This is a genomic window from Janthinobacterium sp. SUN137, assembly GCF_030587265.1.
GTDB lineage: Bacteria > Pseudomonadota > Gammaproteobacteria > Burkholderiales > Burkholderiaceae_D > Janthinobacterium > Janthinobacterium kumbetense.
On the sequence record NZ_JAPWHZ010000002.1, the window covers coordinates 344409 to 369936 of the forward strand.

Below are 25528 nucleotides of genomic sequence, written 5' to 3' on the forward strand. Positions count from 1 at the left end.
CCCATTCTAGCGCAGCGCGTGGCGTTCCGTGCAGCCCTCGATGGCTCAGCCTGGCAAGGCCCAGCCTTCCGGCACCATGATCTTGAACATGCCGGCCTTGGCCGTCTTGCGGGCCAGTTTCAGCAGGGCCTTGTCCTTGGTGATGAGGATGTCGGCGTTGGCGTCGCGCGCCAGTTCGAGGAATTTCTGGTCATCCTTGTCCGTGCAGACGGGCAGGCGCACGCCGGAGACGGGCGGCGCCACGACCGTGATGTGGGCGTCGAAGCGGGCGGCGGCGACTGCGCGGCTGGCTTCGTCGAGCGGCAAATGTTTGTAATGCAACACGACAAGATATTCCGCGCGGCAATCTTCGCGCGTGATGGCGTGCACGGCACCGCTTTCCATGGCCGCCAGCAGGGGCGCCCAGCGCGGGTCGTTGAAGACGAACAGGTCGAGGCAAACGTTGGTGTCGAGGACGAGTTTTTGTGGAGCAGGTATCATGTCGGCAATTCTATTCTGTAGTGATAATTTATGTTGATCGTGCTTTCGCCCGCCAAGAGTCTCGACCTGGAGACGCCGCCAACAACCTCGTTGCACAGCACCCCCGATTTTCTCGACCATTCCGCCCAGCTCATAGCCCGCATGCGCCAGTTTTCGCCCGCCGAAGTGGGCAGCCTGATGGGCATTTCCGATGCCTTGTCGGCCCTCAACGTGGCTCGCTACGCTTCCTGGACGCCCAAGCTGGCGGAAGCGCGCCAAGCCATCATGGCCTTCAATGGCGACGTGTATGCCGGTTTCGAGGCGCGCAGCCTGCTGCCGGCCCAGCTCGACTATGCCCAGTCGCGCGTGCGCATCCTGTCGGGCCTGTACGGCTTGCTGCGCCCGCTGGACTTGATCCACCCGCACCGCCTGGAAATGGGCACGCGGCTGTCGACCACGCGCGGCAAGGATCTGTACGCATTCTGGGGCGACACCATCACCAACGGCCTGAACCGCACGGCAAAAGAGCAGGGCGCCAAGGTGCTGGTCAATCTTGCTTCCGAGGAATATTTCAAATCCGTCAAGCCGCGCCAGCTGGACGTGCCCGTCATCGCGCCCGTGTTCGAGGACTGGAAGAACGGCAAATATAAAATCATCTCGTTCTACGCCAAGCGCGCGCGCGGCATGCTGGCCCGCTATGCGGCCGTCAACGCCATCCGCGACCCGCAGCAGCTGAAAGAGTTCGACGTCGACGGCTACGGTTTCGTGCCGGAAGCCTCGAACGATACCAGCTGGGTGTTTCGTCGCAAAGTGGGTGTATAAGTAAAAAAACCGGGCTAGCCCGGTTTTTTCTTATCTTACTGCCAGAATTTCCACCACTTGCGTTCCCTGTTCACCCCTTCCGGGCTGAGGAATGCCGTGTTCGGGTAGTTCTTGGTCAGCACGCGCAAGGCATCGTCGCGCAAGTCGGTCAAGCCCAGCTTGTCATACGAGCGGTACATGATGAACAGCGCTTCTTCGATGGCCGGCGAAGCGGCAAAGTCGCTGACCGTCGTTTGCGCGCGGTTGGCGGCGGCCAGATAGGCGCCGCGGCGGTAGTAATAGCGCGCCACGTGCACTTCGTATTTCGCCATGGCATCGATCAAATAGTTCATGCGGGCCAGCGAATCGGGCGCGTATTTGCTATTTGGAAACTTGTCGACCAGTTGCTTGAAGGCGGCAAACGCTTCGCGCGTGGCTTTCGGATCGCGCTCGGTCGGATCTTGCTCGTACAGGAAGTTCAGGAAGCTGATCTGGTCGTTAAAGCTGATCAGGCCCCGCAAGTAGTACATATAGTCCACATTGGCGTGGTTCGGATGCAACTTGATGAAGCGTTCGACGGCAGCCAGTGCCTGAGCCTGGTCTCCCGACTTATAATACGCGTAAGCGATCTCCATCTGCGCTTGCAGAGCATAGTTGCCGAAAGGATAGTTAGCCTCCAGCTTCTGGAACAGGCCGATTGCAGCTTCATAGTGCTGCCCGGCCATTTCTTCACGCGCCTCCGAGTATAATTTCGTAACGGACCAGTTTTTGGTCTCATCCACTTTTTCAGGCAACAAGCTGCAAGCGGACATGCCGAGCAGAACGACTGAAGCGACTACCAACGATAATTTTTTTTGCATGACGTTTTGCAAGAAGGTTTTAACCAAGATTTTACAATAGGCTGATTATAGCCGATGGGAATGCTGTGATATTAACTCCGAAGCCTAATTTGGCTGACCCCGCGTTTGACTCCCTTTCTGACCATGTTGCCGAAGAGGCGTTTGACGGCGATTTTGCCGCCGACGACGTCTTCGAGGAAATGGCCCCGATTACATTGGAACTGACGCCGGACGCCTGCGGCCACCGCCTCGATAAAGTCATCGCCCAGCTGGTGCCGCAATACTCGCGCAGCCGCTTGCAATTGTGGCTGGAAGCCGGTTTCGTGACCGTCGATGGAAAAGTTGCCAAACGCAACATGACCGCCTACGGCGACGAGAAGATCGTCATTCTGCCGCAAAGCGCGCCGGAAGACGAGGCTTTTAAGCCGGAAGCGATGGAATTGAACATCGTGCACGAAGATGAGCATATCATCGTCATCAACAAACCGGCCGGACTGGTCGTGCATCCGGGTCCCGGCAACTGGTCGGGTACCCTGCTCAACGGCCTGCTGCACCACTGCCCGCAGCTGGCGGGCGTGCCGCGCGCCGGCATCGTGCACCGCCTGGACAAGGATACGAGCGGCCTGATGGTGGTCGGCAAGACCCTCGCTTCGCAAACGGACCTGGTGCGCCAATTGCAGGCACGCACCGTCAAGCGCGAATATTTCGCGCTCGTGTGGGGTACGCCAAAGGCTGCAGGCACCATCGATGCATCCATCGCGCGCCACCCGCGCGACCGCGTCAAGATGGCCGTCTCGGAAAACTTTACGGCCAAGCCCGCCATCACGCACTATGAATTGATCGGCAGCGGCGAACTCGACCGCCGTCCCGTGAGCCTGATGCAATGCCGCCTGGAAACTGGCCGCACGCACCAGATCCGCGTGCACATGCAGCATCTGGGTTTTGCGCTGGTCGGTGATTATGTGTACGGCAAGCAGCATCTGGTGTCCGTCTTCTCGCGCCAGGCGCTGCAGGCGCGCCGCCTGGGCCTCGTGCATCCGGGCACCCTGGAAGCGTGCGAGTGGATCGTGCCGCTGGCCGATGATTTCGCCCAACTGATCGCCACGGCCGGCATTCCCGAGCCGGAACAGGTCTGATGACGGCTGCCTTGCCTTATATCACTCCCCATTGGCCCGGCCTGCCCGCGAACGTGGGCGCGCTGGCGACCGTGCGCGCGGGCGGCGTCAGCCAGGGCCCGTATGGTGACGGGCAGGGCTGCGGTGGCTTGAACCTGGGTACGCACGTGGGCGACGAGGCCGCGCACGTGGCGGCCAACCGCGCGCGGCTGGCTGGCGTCTTGCCTGCCGAGCCCGCCTGGCTGTCGCAGGTGCACGGCGTGGCCGTCGCCGATGCCGGCAAGCTGGACGGCTGCGTGCCGGACGCCGACGCCAGCATCGCCACGCAGGCGGGCGCCGTGTGCGTGGTGATGACGGCCGATTGCCTGCCAGTATTGTTTTGTTCGACGGATGGCCGCGTCGTCGGCGCGGCCCACGCGGGCTGGCGCGGCCTGGCCAACGGCGTCTTGCAGCGCACGGTGGACAGCATGCGCGCGCAGGGCGCGACGGACATCCTCGCCTGGCTGGGGCCGGCAATTGGTCCACAGCAATTCGAAGTGGGACACGACGTGCTGCAAGCGTTTCAAGACGGCGCGCGCGATGATGTCGAGCGGCAAGTGTTGAGCGCTTCCTTCGTCGCCATCGCTGGCAAGCCGGGCAAGTACCTGGCCGACATCTATGCGCTGGCGCGCACCATGCTGCTGCGCGATGGCGTGGCGCAAGTGGCGGGCGGGGAATATTGCACCGTCAGCGATGCGGCGCAGTTTTACTCGTACCGGCGCGATGGCGTCACGGGAAGACAGGCCAGCTTGATCTGGCGCAAATAATCTGCACGGCAGACACTTATGTGTCTGCCGTTTTTGTTTTATCGTCTGCTGAGGCCAGCGCGCGGGCCTGCAGTTCCGCGATGCGCGCCGCCTTGCGTTTGCGTCTCCTTGAGCCCGTCAGATAGAATAGGATGGACAGCGGGATGACGCAGTACAGCACGAAGGTCATCACCCCGGCGACGATGGACGGTTCCGTCAGCGCCATGAGGCCGACGACATAGATCCAGGCAACAGCGGTCATGAGCATCATTGGTATTGGCAGTCAGTAAGAGTTTGCATGCAGGTGGCCCGGAAGTAATTATTTATCAATTCTTGAATGGATTTATATAGCTATGAACATGCCCGATCCTCAAATGATGACCAAGGAATGGATGGCGCAGATCAGCAATCCTGAACAGTGGAAGACGTGGTTCAACATGGTACCGCAGCCCGCCGGCAATCCGATTGCCGGCATTTTGCAGGATGCGGGTGCCAGCATCAAGCCGGAAGCGATCGAGCAACTGAAAAATGCCTACGTGGCCAAGCTGACGGGCTTGTGGGCAGACTTTATGGCCGGCAAGGCGCCGGAATTGAAAGACCGCCGTTTCTCCGCGCCCGCCTGGCACGCCAGCCCCCTGTCTGCCTTCAATGCGGCGGCCTACCTGCTGAACGCCGAATTTCTCAGCGCCATGGCCGACGCCGTGGAAGCGACGCCGCACCAGAAGCAAAAGATTGCGTTTGCCGTACAGCAAATCGTCGACGCCATGTCGCCCGCCAATTTTCTTGCCACCAATCCCGACGCGCAGCAAACCCTGATCGAGACCAAGGGTGAAAGCCTGGCCAAGGGCTTGAGCAACATGCTGGCCGACATGGGCAAGGGCCGCATTTCGCAGTCCGACGAATCGGCCTTCGAAGTGGGCCGCAACGTGGCCACCACGCCGGGCACGGTGGTGTTCGAGAACGCGCTGTTCCAGCTGATCCAGTACACGCCGACGACGGCCACGGTACACCAGCGGCCGCTGCTAATGGTGCCGCCGTGCATCAATAAATTCTATATCCTTGACTTGCAGCCAGAAAACTCGCTCGTGCGCTATGCGGTGGAGCAGGGCAATACCGTGTTCCTGATGTCCTGGCGCAATCCGGACCTGAGCATGCAGCACCTGACGTGGGACGATTACGTCGAGCAAGGCGTGATCGAAGCGATTCAGGTCACGCAGGACATTTCCGGCCAGGACAAGCTCAATATGTTCGGCTTTTGCGTGGGCGGCACCATCGTCTCGACGGCGCTGGCCGTGCTCAAGGCGCGGGGCGAGAATCCGGCCGCCAGCCTGACCTTGCTGACCACCTTCCTCGATTTCTGCGACACGGGCGCGCTCGACGTCTTTATCGACGAGCCGCAAGTGGCGCTGCGCGAGCAGACGCTGGCCAAGGGCGGCCTGATGTCGGGCCGCGACCTGGGCAGCACTTTTTCGAGCCTGCGACCGAACGACCTCGTGTGGAACTACGTGCAGTCGAATTACCTGAAGGGCAAGGAACCGCCCGCGTTCGACTTGCTGTACTGGAATGGCGACGGCACGGGCTTGCCGGGCCCCATGTTTTGCTGGTATCTGCGCAACACCTACCTGGAAAACAGCCTGAAAGTGCCGGGCAAGCTGACGGTGGCCGGCGAAAAGGTCGACTTGAGCAGCATCGACGCGCCCGCCTTCATCTACGGTTCGCGCGAAGACCATATCGTGCCCTGGGGCGCGGCGTACGCCAGCACGGCCGTGCTGAATCCGAAAAAGCCGAAAGCCAACCGCTTCATCCTCGGCGCCTCGGGCCATATCGCCGGCGTGATCAATCCTGCCTCGAAGAAAAAGCGCAGCTACTGGAGCAATGACGCGGGCAAAGGCGCACGCGCGGCGAAAGCCAAGCCCTTGACGGCCGAACAGTGGATGGAAGGCGCGACCGAGCACGTGGGCAGCTGGTGGCCCGAATGGGCGGCTTTCCTGGCCGAACACGGCGGCGCGCAGGTGAAGGCGCCGGGCAAGCCGGGCAACAAACGCCACGCGGCAATCGAGCCGGCGCCGGGGCGGTATGTTAAAGTCAGGGCGGACTAGTTTACAAAAGCTTCTGGCCTGGCAAGACCGGCGTAATCTCCGGTCTTGTCAGGAATCTACTTTTAGTTGCGTTGCAATAAATGCGGGAATCTACTACCCTGATGTGCAATGGAGCCGTTTTCCACTCTATAATGGAAAACGTAGGCAGGTGCGAAAGCGGACCCACGTTCGCTTTTTTTTCGGATTAACTCAGTATGCGCTGCGGCGCAATAAGTGGAACTTGTGATGAGTAGTGCAAAAAAAAGTATAGACCGCCTGATTAAAAAATATCCCAACCGCCGTCTGTATGACACGCAAACCAGTTCCTACATCACCTTGACGGACGTCAAGCAGTTGGTGTTGGACAATGAGGTGTTTACCGTCGTCGATGCCAAATCCAATGAAGATTTGACGCGCAGCATCTTGCTGCAAATCATTTTGGAAGAGGAAGCGAATGGCGCGCCCATGTTCTCGAGCAGCGTGTTGTCGCAGATCATCCGCTACTATGGCCACGCCATGCAGGGCATGATGGGATCCTACCTGGAAAAGAACGTGCAAGCGTTCACCGATATCCAGCACAAATTCACGGGCACGTCGGCCGGCAGTTTCGAAGGCAAGCCCTTCAGCCCTGAAATGTGGACCCAGTTCATGAATGTCCAGGGCCCGATGATGCAAGGCATGATGAACAACTACATCGACCAGAGCAAGAGCCTGTTCGTGCAGATGCAGGAACAGATGCAGAGCCAGAGCAAGAATCTGTTCGGCACCTTCCCGTTCGTGCCGCCGGTACCTCCAACCGACAAAAAGTAATCGATCCGACACACTCACCGGGCGATTCGCTTGCCCGGGAGTTGTATTGGCGTCATCAAAACAGCATAGTTCTGCCAGCAAGGGGCGGCTCGGGGTACAATAGCCGATTCGCCTCACCATTTTACTAGCTGCCAACTATGTCTGAAATTCACCGTATTCCCGTTCCTTCCGCCCAGCCCGAGGCCATGCTGGCCATGCCAGGTGCGGCGCCGAAAGTGGGCTTTGTCTCGCTCGGCTGCCCGAAAGCGCTGGTCGACTCCGAACAAATCCTGACCCAACTGCGCGCCGAAGGCTACGAAACGGCGAAATCCTACGCTGGCGCCGATCTGGTGATCGTCAATACCTGCGGTTTTATCGATGCTGCCGTGCAAGAGTCGCTCGACGCCATCGGCGAAGCGCTGGCTGAAAACGGCAAAGTGATCGTGACCGGCTGCCTGGGCGCCAAGAAAGATGCTGCCGGCGACGACATCATCATGAAGGTGCACCCGAAAGTGCTGTCCGTCACGGGCCCGCACGCGCTGGCCGAAGTGATGGACTCCGTCCACTTCCACCTGCCGAAACCGCATGCGCCTTTCCTCGACCTGGTGCCGCCGCAAGGCGTCAAGCTGACACCCAAGCATTACGCCTACCTGAAAATTTCCGAAGGCTGCAACCACCGCTGCAGCTTCTGCATCATCCCGTCCATGCGCGGCGACCTCGTTTCGCGTCCGATCGGCGAATTGATGATCGAAGCGGAAAACCTGTTCAAGGCCGGCGTCAAGGAATTGCTGGTCATTTCGCAAGATACCTCGGCGTATGGCGTGGACGTGAAATTCCGTTCCGGCTTCTGGAATGGCCGTCCCGTGAAGACCCACATGACGCAACTGACGGAAGCGCTGGGCGAACTGGCCAAGTCCTACGGCGCCTGGGTGCGCTTGCATTACGTGTATCCATACCCGCACGTGGACCAGATCATCCCGATGATGAGCGGCGGCCACATCCTGCCATATCTGGACATTCCGATGCAGCATGCGCACCCTGACGTGCTCAAACGCATGAAGCGTCCGGCCAGCGGCGAGAAAAACCTGGACCGCATCCAGGCTTGGCGCGCCATCAACCCGGACCTGACCATCCGCTCGACCTTTATCGCCGGTTTCCCTGGCGAAACGGAAGCGGAATTCGAGTACTTGCTGGACTTCCTCAAGGAAGCGCAGATCGACCGCCTCGGCTGCTTCGCGTATTCGCCTGTCGAAGGCGCGACCGCCAACGAAATCGCCAATCCCGTGCCGGAAGAGCTGCGCGAAGAGCGCCGCGGCCGCGTCATGCTGCTGCAGGAAGAAATTTCCAAGAAACGCCTGCAAGCCAAGGTCGGCAAGACCGTGCGCGTGCTGATCGATGAAGTCACCCGCTCCGGCGGCGTGGGCCGCTCGTCCGCCGACGCGCCGGAAATCGACGGCGTCGTGTATGTGAAGCCGCCATTCGAGCCGCACCGCAAGCTGGCTGTCGGCCAGTTCGTCGACGTGACCATCACCTCGGCCGACGCGCACGACCTGTGGGGCGCTGCCGAGTAAAAAACGTCCATGCCGGCGTTGCGCTGCCTTGCCGTACAGTAAGGTACTGCCTGCGGCAGCGCGCCTTGGCCTGAACGTTTTTACGCGGTGAAGATGATATCTGACAAGGTGTAACACTCTGTCATACGTACGGCGTACAGGGCGTAAAGCCCTTACAATCAAGGCGGACCAGCACAGACTGGCCCGCCTTTTTTATTTGCCGACGACGCCATGACCACACCCAAATCCCCCCAGACGGCGCTGATCCACAGCGATTACCAGGCGCCGCAAGGCTTTGCGGCGTTTCCCAACGCCATCCATCATGCTTCGACCGTGCTGTTCAAGGACGTGGCGGCCATGCGCTCGGGCGACTGGAAAGAAAAGAACGCCTACACCTACGGCTTGCACGGCACGCCCACCACCTTCACCCTGGAAGCGCGGCTGGCCGAGATCGAAGGGGGCAAATACTGCCTGCTGGCGCCGTCCGGCCTGGCGGCCATCGCCATGGCGGACTTTGCCCTGCTGAAAACGGGCGATGACGTTTTATTGCCGGAAAACATCTACAACCCGAACCGCGAACTGGGCCGCTGGCTGGCGCAGGATTTCGGCATCACGGCCCGCTATTACGATCCGCTCATCGGCGCCGGCATCGCGGGCTTGATCCAGCACAATACCAAGCTGATCTGGACGGAAGCGCCTGGCTCCGTGACGATGGAAGTGCCGGACTTGCCTGCCATTTGCGCGGCCGCCCATGCGCGCGGCGTGCTCGTCGCCCTGGACAATACCTGGTCGGCCGGCCTGGCCCTGCGCGGCTTTGACCTGGGCGTGGACATCATCATGCAGGCGCTGACGAAATACCAGTCGGGCGGCTCGGACGTGCTGATGGGCGCGCTGATCACGCGCGAGCGGGCGCTGCACGACCGCCTGGCGCAGGCGCACATGCGTCTGGGCATGGGCGTGGGGGCGGACGATGCCTACCTGGTGCTGCGCGGCTTGCCCACGATGAAATTGCGCTTCGACGCCCACGACCAGGGCGCGCGCACTGTGGCCGCCTGGCTCAAGGGGCGCAGCGAGATCGCCACGGTGCTGCATCCGGCCTTCGAAGATTGCCCGGGCCACGCCATCTGGCAGCGCGATTTCACGGGCGCGGGCGGCCTGTTTTCCGTGCTGTTCGATGCCCGCTACACGGAGGCGCAGACGGACCGCTTCGTCGATGCCTTGCAGTTGTTCAAGATTGGCTACAGCTGGGGCGGCGCGAACAGCCTGGTGATGCCGTACCGCATCGCCGCCATGCGCAAGGGCTGGCAATTGCCGGGCCAGTTGGTGCGCCTGAACGTGGGACTGGAAGATCCGCAGGATCTGATCGCCGATATCGAACGGGCGTTCGCGGCGATGTAGCGGCAAGCGGGCAAGCACGATGGCTTGCCCACAAGTAATTTACAGGGGCACGGGCTTGTTGTTGTTCAAGTCGAGGAAGCCGCGCAGCAGGCGGTAGGCTTTCCACAGCCAGGCCACGCCCCATACGAGGAAGGCCAGCGGGATGCCGATCAGCGTGATCCACAGGATGGCGCCGACGACGATCCAGGCCACGTACCACCAGAAGGAACGGATCATCCAGCTGTGATGGCTGTACACGAAGGTCCCGGCCGCCTCGTCCCGCTTCACATAATTGATGATGAGCGGAATGAAGGAAAACGCGCCCAGCGAAAACACGAAGCTGGCGCCATGTATCAGGTACAACCACCAGGCCAGGTTCTTGGTCTGCTGGAGTTGGGTATCCAAAATAATATCTTGTGACATGAAGGCTCCCGTCGTTGCTCAATTTTTAATTGTAACAAGCAAAGCGGAGCAGGAGCGCAGTCCATGGAAAAAGGCAGAATACATTGTTGAAACGAAATCGCTATCCCACCCTGGCCGCGCGCGCCAGGTCATGGCTGCGCCAGGCTTTGCCGGCCTTGCTGCTGTGCGCCTCGGCGGCCCACGCCGCCGGCGCCCCGCTGGAGACGGAGTTTGCCGCCGGCTTGAAGGAAGAGGGCCTGGCGGGCGCCGTCTGGAGTGAAGTCTTGCCTGACGGAACAGTCAAAGTCGGCGCGTCCGGCCTGCGCGATACCGCCAGGCGCATGCCCATGCAGGCGGACACGCGCATGCAGGTGGGTTCCGTGGGCAAGGTGGCGCTGGCGCTGGGCGTCTTGCGCCTGGTCAGCGAAGACCGGCTCACGCTCGACACGCCCCTGCAGCAGGTGCTGCCGGAACTGGCGCTGAAAAACCCGTGGCAAGCCAGCGACCCCGTGCGCATCCGCCACCTGCTGGCACATACGTCCGGCCTCGACAATGTGCGCTTCTGGCAGGCGTTCAGCCTGAACCCGGCGCCGCAGACGCCGCTGGTCGACGCTTTTGACGGCGACCGCAACCTGCTGCGCGTGCGCGCCCGGCCCGGCAGCCGCTATGCGTATTCGAACATGGGCTATGGCTTGCTGGGCATGGTGATCGAGAAAATCACGGGCCAGCCGTATGAGCGCTATCTCGATGCGCAGCTGCTGCAGCCGCTGGGCATGGCGGACAGCACGTTCGCCTTCGTTACGCAAGTGAGCACTCAAATGAGTACGCAGGCGGGTGCGCAGGCTGATCCGCGCCTGGCCATGGGCTACTTCGAGCATGGCGTGGCGCAGCCGGCCGTGCCCCAGTATTTGCGTCCGGCCGCGCAATTTACCACCACGGCGGCCGACATGGGCAAGCTGGCGCAATTCCTGATGGGCGACGGCAAGCTGCAGGGCAAGCGCTTCATCGACCTGGCGCTGATGGGCGCCTTGTCCGAGCCGGCCGGCACGGATGCGGCGCAGGCGGGCCTGGCCACGGGCCACGGCCTGGTGCTGGCCGTGCGCGACCGCCACAATGTGGTGGGCGCCTGCCATCCGGGCACGGCCGTGGGTTTCCGCGCCATGCTGTGCCTGTATCCGGAGCAGGACAGCGCCTTCTTCGTGGCCTTCAATACGGATGCGGAGCAGGCCGACTATGAACGCTTCAACCGCTTGCTGCTGCGCGACCTGGAACTGCCGCTGCGCGCGCCGGCCCCGCGCGGCACGCCCGCGCCCACGGTGGAAAACTGGCAGGGCGTCTACGTGCCGTCGCCCAGTCCCATGGCCAGCATGGCCTGGGTCGACGCCGTCTTCGGCTTTACGCGCCTGAAATGGGATGGCGAATCGCTGTTCCTGATCCCGTTTCAGGGCGAGCCGAAGGAGCTGGAACCGGTGGGCGGCTTGCTGTTCCGCGCCAGCGACCGCAGCACGCCGTCGCACGTGCTGATGCAGGAGGATGGCAAGCATGTGCTCAGCGACGGCTTGCGCAGCTATGAGCGCGCGTCGATGCTGCGCATGCTGGTGCTGTGGGGCAGCCTGGCCCTGGGCGCGGCGGGCTTGTTGTATGTGCTGGTGGTCGGCGTCTGGCGCGCCGCGCTGCGCAGCCTGGGGCGGGGCGACCACCTGTTCGCGCCCTTGCTGTCGCTGCTGGCGCTGCTCCTGCCGCTGCCGTTCTTTTATTTCCAGTCCTACCTGCGCCTGGGCGACGTCACCATCGCCAGCGTGCTGCAGGCGCTGGCGACGGGCGCGCTGCCGCTGGCGACGGCGTTCGGTCTGGCGCGCTGCTGGCGCAGCCGCGGCACGGCGGCCGAGGCGGGTTCGTGGGCAAAATGGGATTGGGTGGCCTTGCTGGCGGCCTTGCAACTGCTGCTGGTGCTGGCCTGGTGGGGATTGCTGCCGCTGCGCCTGTGGCACCTGTAGCCGGCGCTCAGCGCCAGGCGTGCAGCAGCCGGCGCCACCAGCGTTGCGCTGGCCTGGGCTGGCTGCCATGCCCGGCCCGCTTGGCGCGATAGCTGGCCGCCGCCATGTGCAGGCCGATGCGGTCCATCGCCGCCATCGCGTCCGCCTCCTGCGGCGACAAGCCATGCCGCAACGCGTGTGCACGGGGTTCCAGCAGGAAGGCGGCACGCAGGGCGTCGTCCGTGTACAGCCTTGCCAGATAGGTTTCCAGTGCGGGGGAACTCATGCGTTTCGCCCCGCGCGCAAGGCCGCGCGCGCCAGCTCCAGCTGGTCCAGCACATGCTCGAACGACGGGTAATTGCCGTCGCGTTCGACGATCACTGTCAACGGTTGCGGCGCCTGGCGCGCCAGCACGGTCAACAGGGCGAAGACGGCGGGCGGCACGTCGTGCAGATGGTCGTCCAGCAGGCGCTGGCCGCCGCCGGGCGCGTCGATCCAGTGGCCGCCGCTCAGGTGCACGGCGCCGACCCTGTCCAGGGGCAGGCGCAGCAGCAGTTGCTCCGGGTCATGCCCGAAATTGACGGCGTTCGCATACAGATTATGCAGGTCCAGCAGCAGCGGCACTTGCGCGCCGTCAAGGATGTGCGTCAGCCACTCGGCTTCGTCCAGCGTGCTGGCGGGCGGCTGGACCAGGGTGGCGATGTTTTCCATCAGCGGCGCGCTGCCGACGATGCGCGTGGCCAGCGCGATATTGGCGATGGCGCCGGCAGCGCTGTGCGGCGTGCGCGGCGGCGCCGCCAGGTGGCCGATTTCCACGCCGCCGGCGCGCACGAAACTCAGGTGCTCGGACCACGATTCCGCTTGCACCTCCTTCATCAGGCGCGCCATCGCATGCAGGCGGCGCGGATCGGCGGGTATCGTCGACGCCAGCCCCATGCCCACGCCGTGCAGGCTGACGGGCACCTGGCGCGCCAGGCTGCGCAAGGCGGCGATGCCGGCGCGCGCGGCGTGGTAATAATCGTCGGCGATTACTTCCAGCACGTCGATGTGCGCCAGGTTGGACAGGATGCCGGCTGCCAGTTCGCCGCGCCAGCCCAGGCCGACGCGGTCGCGCGTGGTCCCCTGGCTAGCTGCCACAGCCGCCGCCACCGCCGCAACCGCCGCAGCCGCTGCCGCAGGAAGAACCGTCGCCGCCGCCCGACGAGCCGCCGCCGGAGTCGCCCGAGCTGCCGGACGAGGAGTCGCCGCCGCCGTTTTGCCGCGGCACCGGGTACAGCTGGGTGACATACGCGTACACCGACGGCGGCAGGGCGCCGAGGCCGAAGATGGCCGCCAGCAGGGCCATGTCGGCGCTGCTGCTGCCCGCCTGCAGGCGCGATGAACGCATGTTCAGCCGGCCAAACAGCATGCGCAGGTCGGTCAGTAGCCGCTGCGCGCTCCAGCTGGTCGGCTGGGTGCGCAAGCCGCGCAGCATGAGCAGGAAGATCGCCAGCAGCAGCGCCAGGAACAGCAGGTTGTAGTGCTGGCGGCTGATGGCGATGACGGCCTTGACGGCGGCCACCGTCAGCAGCAGCCAGTGCGCCGTCCAGGTGATGCGTTCGCGCCGGCGCAGCAGCGGCGGGCCGACCAGCAATTGCTGCTGCGTCAAGGTCTCCAGGTAGGCGCGGCACGAGGGCAGCATCTCGGCTTGTACTGCCAGTTCCTTGCTGTGGCCCTGGCGGCCCAGGTACAGCTGCAGCACGTCGCGTTCGATGTCATGGCTGGCGAAGCGCAGGCTGTCGGCGCTGGCCGTTTCCAGCAGCGGGCCGTCGGCGCGCAGCAAGCCGCGGTCGACCAGCACGATGGTGGCGACTTTCACGGCTTCGAGGGCGCCGCCGCGCAGGAAGGCGATGCGGTATGGGTCATCGGCCAGCGACAGCTGGGCGTGCGGATTGCGCAATTCCATGCGTATCAGCAGCTCGCGCGCCAGGTAGTACACGAGCATGCCAAAGACCAGGTAGGCGAGCAGGAACCAGGGCCCGCTCCAGTCGAACGGATTGGCGCCGTTCACCGCATCTGCTCCGCGTGTTCGCGCAAGTGTTCGGTAATCGTCATCAAGCCCGCAAAGGCGGGCAAGGCCTGCCCCGGCGCCAGGCGCGCCGTTTCGCGCGCCGCCGACATGGCTTGCAGGGCCGCGTGCAGGGCTGGCTCGCCCAGCTGGTCGACAAACGCTTCGAGCGCCTGCTTGCCTGACAGCCCGGACTTGCCCTCCAGCTGCGCCAGCGACGCCGCGGACGAGCGCAGGGGGCCGGCTGCGTCGGCGATGGCGCCGGCCAGCTGTTCTTCATTCAGGCTCAATAGCAGATACCGTTCGCGCATGCGCACCTGCTGGTTCAGCAGCACTTGCCGCAAGCGCCGCAGCACGGCGTCGCGGTTCGTGCGCAGGCTGGCGAAAGGGTCGACGCCATGCAGCACCTGGTGGCGCGCGATGATGTCGGCGAACTTGACGGCAAAGGCGTCGGCGGCCTGCGTCAATTCGCCCTCGAGCAGGAACATCACCTGCAAATCGATGGCGGCGTGCGCCAGGCGCAAGGGCCCGCGCAGCGCATCGGCCGTCTGCGGCGCAAAGCGCTTGAGCAGCAACAGCAGGTTGACGTCGGAGGTGGCGCGCACCTGGCCATCGGCGGCCGAGCCAAACAGCACGGCGGCGGCAAGGTCGTCACCAAAGGTGCTTTGCGCGGCGGCGACAAACACGTCCAGGTGGCGTTGTATCTCTTCTGGCAACGGTGGCGGCATGCGGTGTTCTTTCACGATGGGTTGGCAGGATGCGCATAAGTTTGCAATATAGCAAACTTATGCCATCGTGCGCGCACCGTCCGCCAGATGGCGCCGACTCAGGTCAATACGTTGAGCAAGCCATCGAGTCCCACGAAGTTCAGCGCCACGTCGGCCTGCGAGCGCACCACGGGCTTGGCGCGGAAGGCCACGGACAGGCCGGCGATGCCCATCATTTTCAAGTCGTTGGCGCCGTCGCCCATGACGATGGCCTCGGACGGGGAAATGCCCAGCTCCGCGCAGACTCTTTCCACCGTGCGCTGCTTTTCCTCGGCGTCGACGATGCCGCCTAACACCTTGCCCGTCAGCTTGCCGTCGACGATTTCCAGTTCGTTCGCATGCGTGTAATCGAGGCCCAGGCGCTCCTTCAGGCGCTCCGTGAAGAAGGTGAAGCCGCCCGACACCAGCAGGGTTTTCAGGCCCGCCTTCTGCACGGCAGCCAGCATGGCTTCCGCGCCCGGCGACAGTTTTAAGCGTTCATCGTAGACGCGCTGCAGGGCCGACGCGTCGAGACCCTCGAGCAGGGCCACGCGCTGTTTCAGGCTGGAGCTGAAATCGAGTTCGCCCCGCATGGCCGCTTCCGTGATGGCCGCCACCTGCGGTTTCAAGCCCTGCATGTCGGCGATTTCATCGATGCATTCGATGGTGATCAGGGTCGAATCCATGTCCATCGCCACCAGCTTGAATTCGCCGAGCTCGCGCTGGCCCATCATGTAGGTGGCGTCCAGCTGCGCCGCCTGGGCCGCCACTTCGATGGTGGGGCGCAGCGCGGGCGAGTAGGCGATCTGTTCGCAGCGCACGGCGTTCGGGCCCAGGCGCGTGATGGACGTGGGCGCGGCCAGCGCGGCGATGCGCTCGAGGCGGGCGCTGTCGCCGTCCAGGCCCTGCAGGATCAGATTCATGGTGATGGTCTTGGTATTGGTCATGGGTCAGCCCTGCATAAATGATAGGAATAGTCTAAACCGTCAATTGCTTGATGGTGGTCTTGATCTGCGTCACGCGCGCGGCCAGGTCCGGCATGGCGGCCGTGATTTTCAGCTTGTCCTGGCCATGCAGCTTGATATGGCGGTTCTTCTGGATCAAGTCGATGATGCGCATCGGGTCGATGGGCGGCTTGGCCATGAATTGCAGGGTGGCCGCCTCGCCATGCACGTCGATCTTGACGATGCCCACGGTTTTCGCGGCGATGCGCAGGCGGTGCGTCTCGACCAGGGCCTTGACGGCGTCGGGCAGCTTGCCGAAGCGGTCGATCAGCTCTTCCTGGATATCGTCGATCTTGTCCTGCGTGGCGCAGTTGGCCAGGCGCTTGTAGATCGACAGGCGCTCGTGCACGTCGCCGCAGAAATCGGCCGGCAGCAGGGCCGGCACGTGCAGGTTGATTTCGGTCGTCGACGCCAGCGGCGCGGCCAGGTCCGGTTCCTTGCCCGCTTTCAGCGAGCGCACGGCTTCGTTCAGCATGTCGGAATACAGCTGGAAGCCGATTTCCGTCATCTCGCCGGACTGGCTCTCGCCCAGCACTTCGCCGGCGCCGCGGATTTCCAGGTCGTGCATGGCCAGGTAAAAGCCGCTGCCCAGTTCTTCCATCTGCTGGATGGCGTCCAGGCGGCGCTGCGCCAGCTTGGTCAGACCCTGCACGTCGTGCACCAGCAGGTAGGCGTAGGCCTGGTGATGCGAGCGTCCGACCCGGCCGCGCAGCTGGTGCAGCTGCGCCAGGCCGAACTTGTCGGCGCGGTGCATGATGATGGTGTTCGCCGTCGGCACGTCGATGCCCGTTTCGATGATCGTCGTGCACAGCAGGATGTTGAAACGCTGGGCGACGAAGTCGCGCATGACTTTTTCCAGGTCGCGCTCGTGCATCTGGCCGTGCGCCACGGCGATGCGCGCCTCGGGCAGCAATTCCGTCAGCATGGCCAGGCGGTTCTGGATGGTTTCCACCTCGTTGTGCAGGAAGTAGATCTGGCCGCCCCGTTTGAGTTCGCGCAAACACGCTTCGCGGATGATGGCTTCGCCTTCGCTGCGCACGAACGTCTTGATGGCCAGGCGCTTTTGCGGCGCCGTGGCGATGATGGAAAAGTCGCGCAAGCCTTCCAGCGCCATGCCCAAGGTGCGCGGGATCGGCGTGGCCGTCAGGGTCAGCACGTCCACTTCCGCGCGCAGGGCTTTCAAGGCTTCCTTCTGGCGCACGCCGAACCTGTGTTCTTCGTCAATGATGACCAGGCCCAAACGGGTAAACTTCACGTCGTCGGACAACAGCTTGTGCGTGCCGATGACGATGTCGATGGTGCCGTCGGCCATGCCCTTGAACGCTTGCGTGATCTCCTTGCCGCTGCGGAAGCGCGACAATTCCGCGATGCGCACGGGCCAGTCGGCGAAGCGGTCGGCGAAGGTTTGCGCATGCTGCTCGGCCAGCAGGGTGGTGGGCGCCAGGATGGCCACCTGCTTGCCGCCCATGACGGCGATGAAGGCGGCGCGCAGCGCCACTTCCGTCTTGCCGAAGCCGACGTCGCCGCACACGAGGCGGTCCATCGGTTTGCCGGAGGTCATGTCCTTGATGACGTTGTGGATGGCTTCGGCCTGGTCCGGCGTTTCATCGAAGCCGAAGCTGTCGGCGAAGCGCTGGTAGTCGTGCGACGAGAATTCGAACGAATGGCCCTGGCGCAGCGCGCGCCGGGCGTACAGGTTGAGCAGCTCGGCGGCCGTGTCGCGCACCTGTTCGGCCGCGCGTTTTTTCGCCTTTTCCCACTGGCCCGAACCGAGCGAGTGCAAGGGCGCGTCTTCCGGCGACGCGCCCGAATAGCGGGAAATGACGTGCAGCTGCGATACGGGCACGTACAGCTTGGTGTCCTTCGCGTATTCGAGGTGCAGGAATTCCGTCTCGCCTTCGCCCAGGTCCATGCTGGTCAGGCCCATGTAGCGCCCGATGCCGTGGTTGATGTGCACGACGGGGTCGCCGATCTTCAGCTCCGACAGGTCGCGCACCATCGATTCGACCTGCGTCACGCCTTCCTGCTTCTTGGTGCCGACGCGGCGGCCGGAACCGGCGTACAGTTCCGTCTCGGTGATGAAAGCCAGGTTGCCTTCCGGCGTGAACAGTTCGAAGCCCGCGTGCAGCGGCGCCACGCCCAGCATCAGCTTGGCGTCGGACTGCAAAAAGCCGTCGCTGCCTTCCACGGGCGTCAGGTGCAGGTCGTATTCGGTGAAGTACTGCTGCAGGGTTTCGCGGCGGCCGTTCGATTCGGCGCAGATCATCACGCGGCGGCCCGCTTGCAGCACATAGCTGCGCAGGTTGGCCAGCGGGTCGTCGGCGCGGCGGTTGACGGCGATGTTCGGCACGGGGGCCGACAGTTCGGACGCCAGCGCATCGTTCGATTTAGCGATCGCCAGGCGCGGATACGGCTTGGCCAGGCCGAAGAACTGTTCGTCGGACAGGAACAGCGATTCGGGCGGCAAAATCGGCCGTTCGCGGTCGGCTTTTAAGAAGCGGTAGCGCGACTGCGTATCGGTCCAGAAGCGGCCGATGGCCGCATCGATCTCGCCCACCAGGGCCAGCGAGGCGTCGGGCGGCAGGTAGTCGAACAGGGTGGCCGTCTGTTCGAAGAACAGGGGCAGGTAGTATTCGATGCCGGCCGAGGCGATGCCGCTGCTGATGTCCTTGTAGACGACCGAGCGCGATGGGTCGCCTTCGAACTGTTCGCGCCAGCGGTTGCGGAAGGTGGTGCGCGCCGCTTCATCCATGGGGAATTCGCGCCCCGGCAGCAAGCGTACCTCGTGCACGGGGTACAGCGAGCGCTGGGTGTCGGCGTCAAACGTGCGGATGGTTTCGATGGTGTCGCCGAACAGGTCCAGGCGGTAGGGCAGGGCGGAACCCATGGGGAACAGGTCGAGCAGGCCGCCGCGCACCGAGTATTCGCCGGGCGACATCACTTGCGACACATGGCTGTAGCCGGCCAGGGTCAGCTGCGACTTCAATCGCGCCTCGTCGAGCTTTTCGCCCTTCTTGAAGAAGAAGGTGTAGGCGGCCAGGAAGGATGGCGGCGCCAGGCGCACCAGCGCCGTGGTGGCCGGCACGATCAGCACGTCGCACTGGCGCGTCTGGATTTCGTGCAGGGTGGCCAGGCGCTCGGAGACCAGGTCCTGGTGCGGCGAAAAAGCGTCGTAGGGCAGGGTTTCCCAGTCCGGCAGCAGGTGGCAGCGCAAGTCCTTGCCGCCAAACCACGGGATTTCATCGAGCAGGCGCTGGCCGTCGCTGGCCTGCGCCACCACCACGGCCAGCATCTGGCCCCGCGCTTTTAATTCCAGCGCGGCCAGCGCCAGGGCATAGGCGTCGGATGAACCATACAGGGCGGGCAGCGCGTAGCGGTTGCCGGGCTTGGGGAGGGCTTTTGTTAAGTCTAAGGACATGCAGGCGATGACACTAGTGGCAGAGGCAGTTGAGTGGGACAGCTGTGGTGCGCGCAGCGCCGCCAGTGACGGCGCTGACAGGCGAGATTATAGACCATCACTTATATCTCCGCGCTTGAGAAAACCGTCGCGAGCGGCAGTGATTTGTGGCTAAGAAGCGCAACCGTACTTTAGTACGGTGAGCATCGCAGGCCGCAAAGCACGACGCGCAGCAGGTTTTATCCTGCGCGGACATTGGCGATGCCGAACGGGACATGCACCATGGGGATCGTGCCGCCCGCCGATTTGAGGTGGCTCAATTGATCGTCGAAGAAGATATGCGGCTTGAACACAGCCAGCACGCGCGATTTGTCCATGCCGCCGAGGAAAAACGTCTCGTCGGCCGCCACGCCCCAGCTTTTCAGGGTCGTCACGACGCGCTCGTGCGAGGGCGCGTTGCGCGCCGTGATGATGGCGATGCGCAGGATCTTTTTATAGCCGGGGTCGCGCCGCTGGGCCCTTTCCTCCAGGCGTTGCATGGTGGCCAGCTTCTGGAACAGGCCGGCCAGCGGGCCGGGGCGGTGCGGCGTGCCCACGTTCAGCGTTTCATGGGCGTGGAATTCGTCGACGTCATTGTTGCGCTTGAAGACGGTTTCCGCTTCGTCGTCGGCGATCACGCCATCGAAATCGAAGGCCACGCGCAGTTCTTCGTCGTTTTCGTCGTCTTCCGTGCGCGACGGCAGCACCAGGCCGGCCGGATAGTCGCAGGCCAGGGCGCTGCGCACGTCGCCTTCGTTCGCGCTGAGGAACAGCGAGGCATTGAAGGCGGGCAGGTAGGGATACGGCGACTTGCCCGTCATGAAGGCGGCACGCGAAATGTCCAGGCCGTAGTGAGCGATGCTGTGCATGACGCGCAAGCCCGTTTCCGGCGAATTGCGCGAAAACAGCACCACTTCCACGGGCGACTGGCGCGGGTAGTGCTTGTTGATGTTCAGGAAGCGGCGGATGAAGGGGAAGGCCACGCCGCGCGGCAAGACCGTGTCGATGTGCGTCTCCTGGTACTTGCGGTATTCCTCGGGGCCGTTGTCGAGGTAGATCTGGTGCGATTCGGCCAGGTCGAACAGGGCGCTGGAAGCGACCCCGATCACCAGTTTGTGTTCGATAGGATAAGCCATGCTGTACCTGTGGTGTGCGTGTTGACCATCTTATACGACTATTAACTGCGTAGCCAATAGCGGCGCGCGGGGATTTTTTGCACCAAAGCAGGGCATCGAATGGCTTTTCGATGCCACTGTGCAAGGCGCGCCACAGTCAGGAAATAAATATTGATTTGTATCAAGTATGTAGCAGTCAGCGTCCCCGTTTTCCACTATGCTCCTATTATCAAATCTCGCCAATTGTAACGAAGCGTACGCCCCATCCCCGCCACCTTTATACAAGTGTCAGCTGTTTTACTCGAACATGCCAGCCTCAACCTCGCCAGCAAAAATCGTGATTTTATAAAGGGCCTAGCCATGTTTAAGAATTTACTGATCAAATGGAAGTTGGCGACGCTTGTCGCCGTGATGATGGCGGCCTTGCTGGTGGTGGGCATCAGCGGTTACACGGGCATCGCCACCGTCGGCCGCGCCGTCAATGAAATCGGCGTCGTGCGCCTGCCGTCGATCCAGGGTTTGATGATGATCAGCGAAGGCCAGACGGCCGTCGCCGCCGCCACCCTGACGGCGGCCATCTATGAAAACAATTATCAGGCACAGGACAAGTTCGCGGAAGCGCTGCAGCTGCGCACGCGCGCCTGGAACAACATCGAGGCCGGCCGCAAGCTGTACGAACCGCTGCCGCAAACGCCCGAGGAAGCCGTGCTGTGGCAGCGCTTCCAGGGCGAGTGGACGGCCTGGAAGGCGGACGACGACAAGGTGCGCGCCATCCTGCGCCAGCTGGCCGACAACCGCGACGAAGCGCGGCAGAAAGAGCTGTTCGTGGGCTTTTACAAGCAGTACCAGGATTCGCGCGCGCTGTTCGGCAAGGCCGAAGGCACGCTCAACGACATCATCAAGCTCAATAATGGCGTGGCCGACGCCAGCGTCAAGGACGGCAGCGCGGCCGTGATCCGCTCGGAAAGCCTGATGGTCATCCTCGGCTTGCTGGCCTCCGCACTGGGCATCGGCTGCGCCGCCTACATCACGCGCGCCATCACGCAGCCGATCAATTCGGCCGTGAAAGTGGCGCAGACGGTGGCCTCGGGCGACCTGACGAGCCAGATCGAGGTGCACACGACGGAAGAAACGGGCCAGCTGCTGCAGGCGCTGAAGGACATGAATTCCAGCCTGGTCAGCATCGTCGGCCAGGTGCGCAGCGGCACGGAGACCATCGCCACGGCGTCGTCGCAGATTGCCAGCGGCAACCTGGACCTGTCCTCGCGCACGGAAGAGCAAGCCAGCTCGCTGGAAGAGACGGCGTCGTCGATGGAAGAGCTGACGTCCACCGTGCGGCAGAACGCCGACAATGCCCAGCAAGCCAACCAGCTGGCGCTGAGCGCCTCGGGCGTGGCCGTCAAAGGCGGCGAAGTGGTGGGCAAGGTGGTCGAGACCATGGACGCCATCAACGATTCGTCGCGCAAGATCGTCGACATCATTTCCGTCATCGACGGCATCGCCTTCCAGACGAATATCCTGGCGCTGAACGCTGCCGTGGAGGCGGCGCGCGCGGGCGAGCAGGGACGCGGTTTCGCCGTGGTGGCGACGGAAGTGCGCAATCTGGCCCAAAGATCGGCTGGCGCAGCGAAAGAAATCAAGACCCTGATCGGCGACTCCGTGGTGGCCGTCGACGCAGGCAGCAAGCTGGTGGCCGAGGCGGGCAGCACGATGGCCGAAATCGTCTCCAGCGTGCAGCGCGTGACGGACATCATGGCCGAAATCAGCCTGGCGACGCAGGAGCAAAGCTCGGGCATCGACCAGATTAACCAGGCCATCGGCCAGATGGACCAGGTGACGCAGCAAAACGCGGCCCTGGTGGAAGAGGCGGCCGCCGCGGCCGAATCGCTGCAGGAGCAATCGGGCCAGCTGGCCGAGGTGGTCAGCGTCTTCAAGCTCGATGGCGCCCAGGCGCCTGCCGCGCGCGCAAACGTGAACGCAAAGCCAGCCGCGCCGCGCGCCGCGGTGGCCAGCGCGGCGCTGAAGCGTCCCGCACCGCGTCCGGCTTCCCGTCCCGCCGCGGGCCGCCCGGCCTTGCACGCGGTGCCGTCCCAGCGCCAGAGCGCGCCGCGCGACGACGAGTGGGAAGTGTTCTGATGGCTTGACGGCGCCGGCATGCGCTAACGGACGGCCGCCTTGCGCGGCCGTTTCTACATGCGCGCACAGGTTCGCACTGCGGTTACTACTTACTAAAAAAACAGCGTTATAAAAATAGCTGTTTTGCCATCTAAGCAAATCTTTTCAAAACTTAACGCGACATTGCTTGTGAGATAACTCACACTGCCTGCCGTACCACCCTTGTTCCCGCCTCGGCCACATCCCGGCTGACCCCTCCGCCTGCTGCGTCCAGCCATTCGTGGCAGGCGGCAGCCATTGCCGTCAGCCTTGCATGCGGGCCCGGCGCAATGACCGATGCACCACACTGAAGGATGCGAATGAAGATGGCAAATATGAAAATCGGCACGCGCCTGCGCTGCTCCTTTGCGTTGTTGACCTTGCTGCTGCTGGCGACCGCCATGCTGGGCATGCTGCGCCTGTCCAGCCTGGAACTGCGCATGCGCGACGTGATCGACGACAAATATCCGAAAACCGTGCTGGCCAACGACATCATCAAGAATGTCAACATCATCGCGCGCTCCTCGCGCAATCTGCTGCTGATGACGGAGCCGCAGCAGCTGGCGCAGGAACGGGCCACCATCGCCAGGGCGGGCGGCGAAACGGAAAAGGGCCTGGCGCAGCTGGACAAGGTGGTGCTGTCGCCGCAGGGACGCCAGCAGATGGCGGCCGTGACGCAGGCGCGCGCCACCTTCAACGGCGGGCGCGACAAGGTGCTGGCCCTGCTGGAAGAGGGCGCGCGCGAGGAAGCGACCAGTTTGCTGCTCGGCACGGTGCGCGGCGACCAGCTGCGCTACATGGCGGCGCTGGAAAGCCTGATCGCGCTCCAGCATGACCTGATGGCGGAGGCGGGCGCCCAGGTCAGCCACGAATACGCGACGGCGCGCAACATGATGCTGGCGCTGAGCGCGCTGGCCGTGCTGTTTTCGCTCGTCACCGCCTGGCTGGTCACGCGCAGCATCGTCAACCCGCTGCGCCATGCCTTGACGGTGGCGCAGACCGTGGCCGCCGGCGACCTGACGTCGACCTTCGGCCGCCATGCGGGCGATGAAACGGGCAAGCTGCTCGATGCGCTGTGCATCATGAACGGCAACCTGCTCGACATCGTGCAGCGGGTGCGCAGCGGCACCGATACCATCGCCACGGCGTCGTCGCAGATCGCGGCCGGCAATATCGACCTGTCGTCGCGCACGGAGGAGCAGGCCAGCTCGCTCGAACAGACCGCGTCGGCCATGGAGGAGCTCAGTTCGACGGTGCAGCAGAACGCGGACAATGCCCGCCATGCCAGCGTGCTGGCCGTCGAGGCGGCGAACATCGCCGGCGCCGGCGGGCAAGCCGTGGGACAGGTGATCCATACGATGGACGCCATCAGCGCGTCGTCGGCGCAGATCGCCGACATCATCGGCGTGATCGACATGCTGGCATTCCAGACGAATATCCTGGCCCTGAACGCGGCCGTGGAAGCGGCGCGCGCGGGCGAGCAGGGGCGCGGCTTTGCCGTCGTGGCGACGGAAGTGCGCAACCTGGCGCAGCGCAGCGCGGCGGCGGCGCGCGATATCCGCGCCCTGATCGCCAATTCCACGCAGCAGGTGGACGCGGGCGCGGCCCTCGTCGCGCAGGCCGGCGCCACGATGCGGGACGTGGTGGCGGCCGTGGGACGCGTGAGCCAGATGGTGGCCGACATCACGGCCGCCAGCGCCGAGCAAAGCACGGGCATCGGCCAGGTCAGCCAGGCCGTCGTGCAGATGGATGAAGTGACGCAGCAGAACGCCGCCTTGGTGGAAGAGGCTGCGGCCGCGTCGCAATCGCTGGAAGGCGAGGCGGCGAAGCTGCTGCAGGTGGTCAGCGTGTTCCGCCTGCAGCAGGGGCCGGCGCACACCTTGCCGCGCCGCAGCGCGCCGGCCGTGCCGCGCCTGCTGGCCTAGTGGCGCCCCTGGCAAGGTTCTGGCGCGGCTGCGTCGCGCTGTGGCGGGCGCGGCGCCGGGCGCGGGAGGGGCAGGGCGGCAAGCCGGGGGCGTCGGCGCGCAGCCGGGAGTTGCAGGCGCGCCTGGACGGCGCCATCGTCGACGGCGAATTCCGCTTTCACTACCAGGGCAAGTTCGATACGGCGCAGCTGCGCCTGGTCGGCCTGGAAGCGCTGCTGCGCTGGGACCATCCGCGCCACGGTCTGGTCTACCCGAACGAATTCATCGGCCTGGCCGAGCAGACGCAGGCCATCGCCGCGCTGGGCAACTGGGGCATCGACGCGGCCTGCCGCCAGCTGGCGCAGTGGCGCGCGGCGGGCTTGCCTCTGGTGCCGGTCGCGGTGAATGTCTCGGCGCGCCAGCTGTGCCAGCCGCAGTTGCCCGACTTCGTGCTGGACTGCCTGCGGCGCCACGCCATTCCTGCCCGCCTGCTGGAGCTGGAAGTGACGGAAAGCTGCCGCATCGACGACATGGCGCAGGCGGCGCAGGGCTTGCGCCGCCTGCGCGCGCTGGGGCTGGCCCTTTCGCTCGACGATTACGGCACCGGTTATTCAGGCTTGAGCCATGTCCGGATGCTGCCGATTCAGACCATCAAGATCGACCGCTCCTTCATCCGCGACGTGGACAACTGCGGCAGCGACGCCGTGATCGTCGCCTCGACCCTTGCGCTGGCGCGCGGCCTGGGCTTGCTGGCGCTGGCCGAGGGCGTGGAAAACGGTGCGCAGCTGGCGCAGTTGCGGCGGCTGGGCTGCCCGCAGGTACAGGGCTTCTATCTGCACCGCCCGGCGCCCGCGGCCGAGGTGGCCGCGCTGCTGTCCACCGGCCTTGTAACGGTGCCGCAACATGGCGCCATGCGGCATGGCGCGGATGCTCAGTAGAATATGGCCACTG

Annotated in this window: 22 protein-coding genes; 11 read left to right on the forward strand and 11 right to left on the reverse strand. The window is 63.9% G+C overall.

Features of this window, described 5'->3' with window-relative positions:
* Positions 1–45 precede the first annotated feature (45 nt).
* The gene (locus tag O3298_RS09585; RefSeq protein ID WP_070281998.1) at positions 46–480 is read right to left on the reverse strand and encodes a putative toxin-antitoxin system toxin component, PIN family; all 435 of its coding nucleotides are present in this window, start codon (positions 478–480) and stop codon (positions 46–48) included.
* A 30-nt stretch (positions 481–510) separates the two neighbouring features.
* On the opposite strand from O3298_RS09585, the gene yaaA reads away from it, so the two are divergent.
* Positions 511–1281 (forward strand): peroxide stress protein YaaA, encoded by a 771-nt coding sequence (gene yaaA / locus O3298_RS09590; RefSeq protein WP_305059126.1) that lies wholly within the window; start codon positions 511–513, stop codon positions 1279–1281.
* Positions 1282–1316: 35 nt separating this feature from the next.
* On the opposite strand, the gene O3298_RS09595 is transcribed toward yaaA, so the two are convergent.
* On the reverse strand, positions 1317–2120 hold the full coding sequence (locus tag O3298_RS09595) for an outer membrane protein assembly factor BamD (RefSeq protein ID WP_289904697.1): 804 nt from the start codon (positions 2118–2120) through the stop codon (positions 1317–1319).
* Positions 2121–2209: 89 nt separating this feature from the next.
* Here O3298_RS09595 and O3298_RS09600 point away from each other — a divergent pair, with 89 nt between their 5' ends.
* Together O3298_RS09600 and pgeF are read left to right on the forward strand one after the other, a co-directional pair.
* Complete coding sequence (locus O3298_RS09600; RefSeq protein WP_099667537.1) at positions 2210–3235, forward strand: RluA family pseudouridine synthase; 1026 nt, start codon at positions 2210–2212, stop codon at positions 3233–3235.
* Positions 3235–4020 carry a peptidoglycan editing factor PgeF gene (gene pgeF / locus O3298_RS09605; RefSeq protein ID WP_305059127.1) on the forward strand — a complete coding sequence of 262 codons (786 nt, stop codon included), beginning with the start codon at positions 3235–3237 and terminating at the stop codon, positions 4018–4020. Before O3298_RS09600 ends, pgeF begins: the two co-directional genes overlap by 1 nt.
* Positions 4021–4036: 16 nt before the next feature.
* On the opposite strand, the gene O3298_RS09610 is transcribed toward pgeF, so the two are convergent.
* Positions 4037–4270 carry a hypothetical protein gene (locus O3298_RS09610; RefSeq protein ID WP_306558479.1) on the reverse strand — a complete coding sequence of 78 codons (234 nt, stop codon included), beginning with the start codon at positions 4268–4270 and terminating at the stop codon, positions 4037–4039.
* 82 nt (positions 4271–4352) lie between these two features.
* On the opposite strand from O3298_RS09610, the gene phaC reads away from it, so the two are divergent.
* The 4 genes from phaC (at position 4353) to O3298_RS09630 (ending at position 9814) form a co-directional block, all read left to right on the forward strand.
* Positions 4353–6098 (forward strand): class I poly(R)-hydroxyalkanoic acid synthase, encoded by a 1746-nt coding sequence (gene phaC, locus O3298_RS09615; RefSeq protein WP_305059128.1) that lies wholly within the window; start codon positions 4353–4355, stop codon positions 6096–6098.
* 225 nt (positions 6099–6323) lie between these two features.
* Positions 6324–6887, forward strand: a complete 564-nt coding sequence (gene phaR, locus O3298_RS09620) for a polyhydroxyalkanoate synthesis repressor PhaR (protein WP_010399000.1) — start codon at positions 6324–6326, stop codon at positions 6885–6887.
* 194 nt (positions 6888–7081) lie between these two features.
* Positions 7082–8437: a 30S ribosomal protein S12 methylthiotransferase RimO gene (gene rimO / locus O3298_RS09625; RefSeq protein ID WP_176389289.1), complete on the forward strand. Its 1356-nt coding sequence runs from the start codon at positions 7082–7084 to the stop codon at positions 8435–8437.
* Positions 8438–8647: 210 nt separating this feature from the next.
* A complete protein-coding gene (locus tag O3298_RS09630) occupies positions 8648–9814 on the forward strand; it encodes a cystathionine beta-lyase (RefSeq protein ID WP_289904700.1) in 1167 nt (388 codons plus the stop codon).
* Positions 9815–9853: 39 nt separating this feature from the next.
* Here the strand turns inward: O3298_RS09630 and O3298_RS09635 are convergent, their stop codons facing one another.
* Positions 9854–10216, reverse strand: coding sequence for a hypothetical protein (locus tag O3298_RS09635; RefSeq protein ID WP_289897546.1), 363 nt, complete (start codon positions 10214–10216; stop codon positions 9854–9856).
* 86 nt (positions 10217–10302) lie between these two features.
* Between O3298_RS09635 and O3298_RS09640 the strand changes: the two genes are divergently transcribed.
* Positions 10303–12192 (forward strand): serine hydrolase, encoded by a 1890-nt coding sequence (locus tag O3298_RS09640; RefSeq protein ID WP_305059129.1) that lies wholly within the window; start codon positions 10303–10305, stop codon positions 12190–12192.
* Positions 12193–12199: 7 nt separating this feature from the next.
* Here the strand turns inward: O3298_RS09640 and O3298_RS09645 are convergent, their stop codons facing one another.
* The 7 genes from O3298_RS09645 to O3298_RS09675 form a co-directional block, all read right to left on the reverse strand.
* Entirely contained in the window at positions 12200–12457 is a 258-nt protein-coding gene (locus tag O3298_RS09645) for a hypothetical protein (protein ID WP_305059130.1), read from the reverse strand.
* The gene (locus O3298_RS09650; protein WP_305059131.1) at positions 12454–13308 is read right to left on the reverse strand and encodes a DUF692 family multinuclear iron-containing protein; all 855 of its coding nucleotides are present in this window, start codon (positions 13306–13308) and stop codon (positions 12454–12456) included. The genes O3298_RS09645 and O3298_RS09650 overlap by 4 nt, the downstream gene beginning before the upstream one ends.
* Positions 13298–14221, reverse strand: a complete 924-nt coding sequence (locus O3298_RS09655; RefSeq protein ID WP_305059132.1) for a TIGR04222 domain-containing membrane protein — start codon at positions 14219–14221, stop codon at positions 13298–13300. Before O3298_RS09655 ends, O3298_RS09650 begins: the two co-directional genes overlap by 11 nt.
* Complete coding sequence (locus O3298_RS09660) at positions 14218–14946, reverse strand: nucleotidyltransferase domain-containing protein (protein ID WP_305059133.1); 729 nt, start codon at positions 14944–14946, stop codon at positions 14218–14220. The genes O3298_RS09655 and O3298_RS09660 overlap by 4 nt, the downstream gene beginning before the upstream one ends.
* A gap of 98 nt (positions 14947–15044) precedes the next feature.
* Positions 15045–15887, reverse strand: coding sequence for a phosphoserine phosphatase SerB (gene serB / locus O3298_RS09665; protein WP_289911456.1), 843 nt, complete (start codon positions 15885–15887; stop codon positions 15045–15047).
* A gap of 55 nt (positions 15888–15942) precedes the next feature.
* Positions 15943–19386: a transcription-repair coupling factor gene (mfd, locus tag O3298_RS09670; protein WP_305059134.1), complete on the reverse strand. Its 3444-nt coding sequence runs from the start codon at positions 19384–19386 to the stop codon at positions 15943–15945.
* A gap of 218 nt (positions 19387–19604) precedes the next feature.
* The gene (locus O3298_RS09675) at positions 19605–20540 is read right to left on the reverse strand and encodes a 5'-nucleotidase (RefSeq protein ID WP_077405756.1); all 936 of its coding nucleotides are present in this window, start codon (positions 20538–20540) and stop codon (positions 19605–19607) included.
* A gap of 339 nt (positions 20541–20879) precedes the next feature.
* Here O3298_RS09675 and O3298_RS09680 point away from each other — a divergent pair, with 339 nt between their 5' ends.
* The 3 genes from O3298_RS09680 to O3298_RS09690 all read left to right on the forward strand — a co-directional run bounded on the left by O3298_RS09680 (position 20880) and on the right by O3298_RS09690 (position 25515).
* Complete coding sequence (locus O3298_RS09680; RefSeq protein ID WP_305059135.1) at positions 20880–22655, forward strand: methyl-accepting chemotaxis protein; 1776 nt, start codon at positions 20880–20882, stop codon at positions 22653–22655.
* Between the two features lie 344 nt (positions 22656–22999).
* Entirely contained in the window at positions 23000–24598 is a 1599-nt protein-coding gene (locus O3298_RS09685) for a methyl-accepting chemotaxis protein (RefSeq protein ID WP_305059136.1), read from the forward strand.
* On the forward strand, positions 24598–25515 hold the full coding sequence (locus O3298_RS09690) for an EAL domain-containing protein (protein WP_305059137.1): 918 nt from the start codon (positions 24598–24600) through the stop codon (positions 25513–25515). Before O3298_RS09685 ends, O3298_RS09690 begins: the two co-directional genes overlap by 1 nt.
* Positions 25516–25528 lie beyond the last annotated feature (13 nt).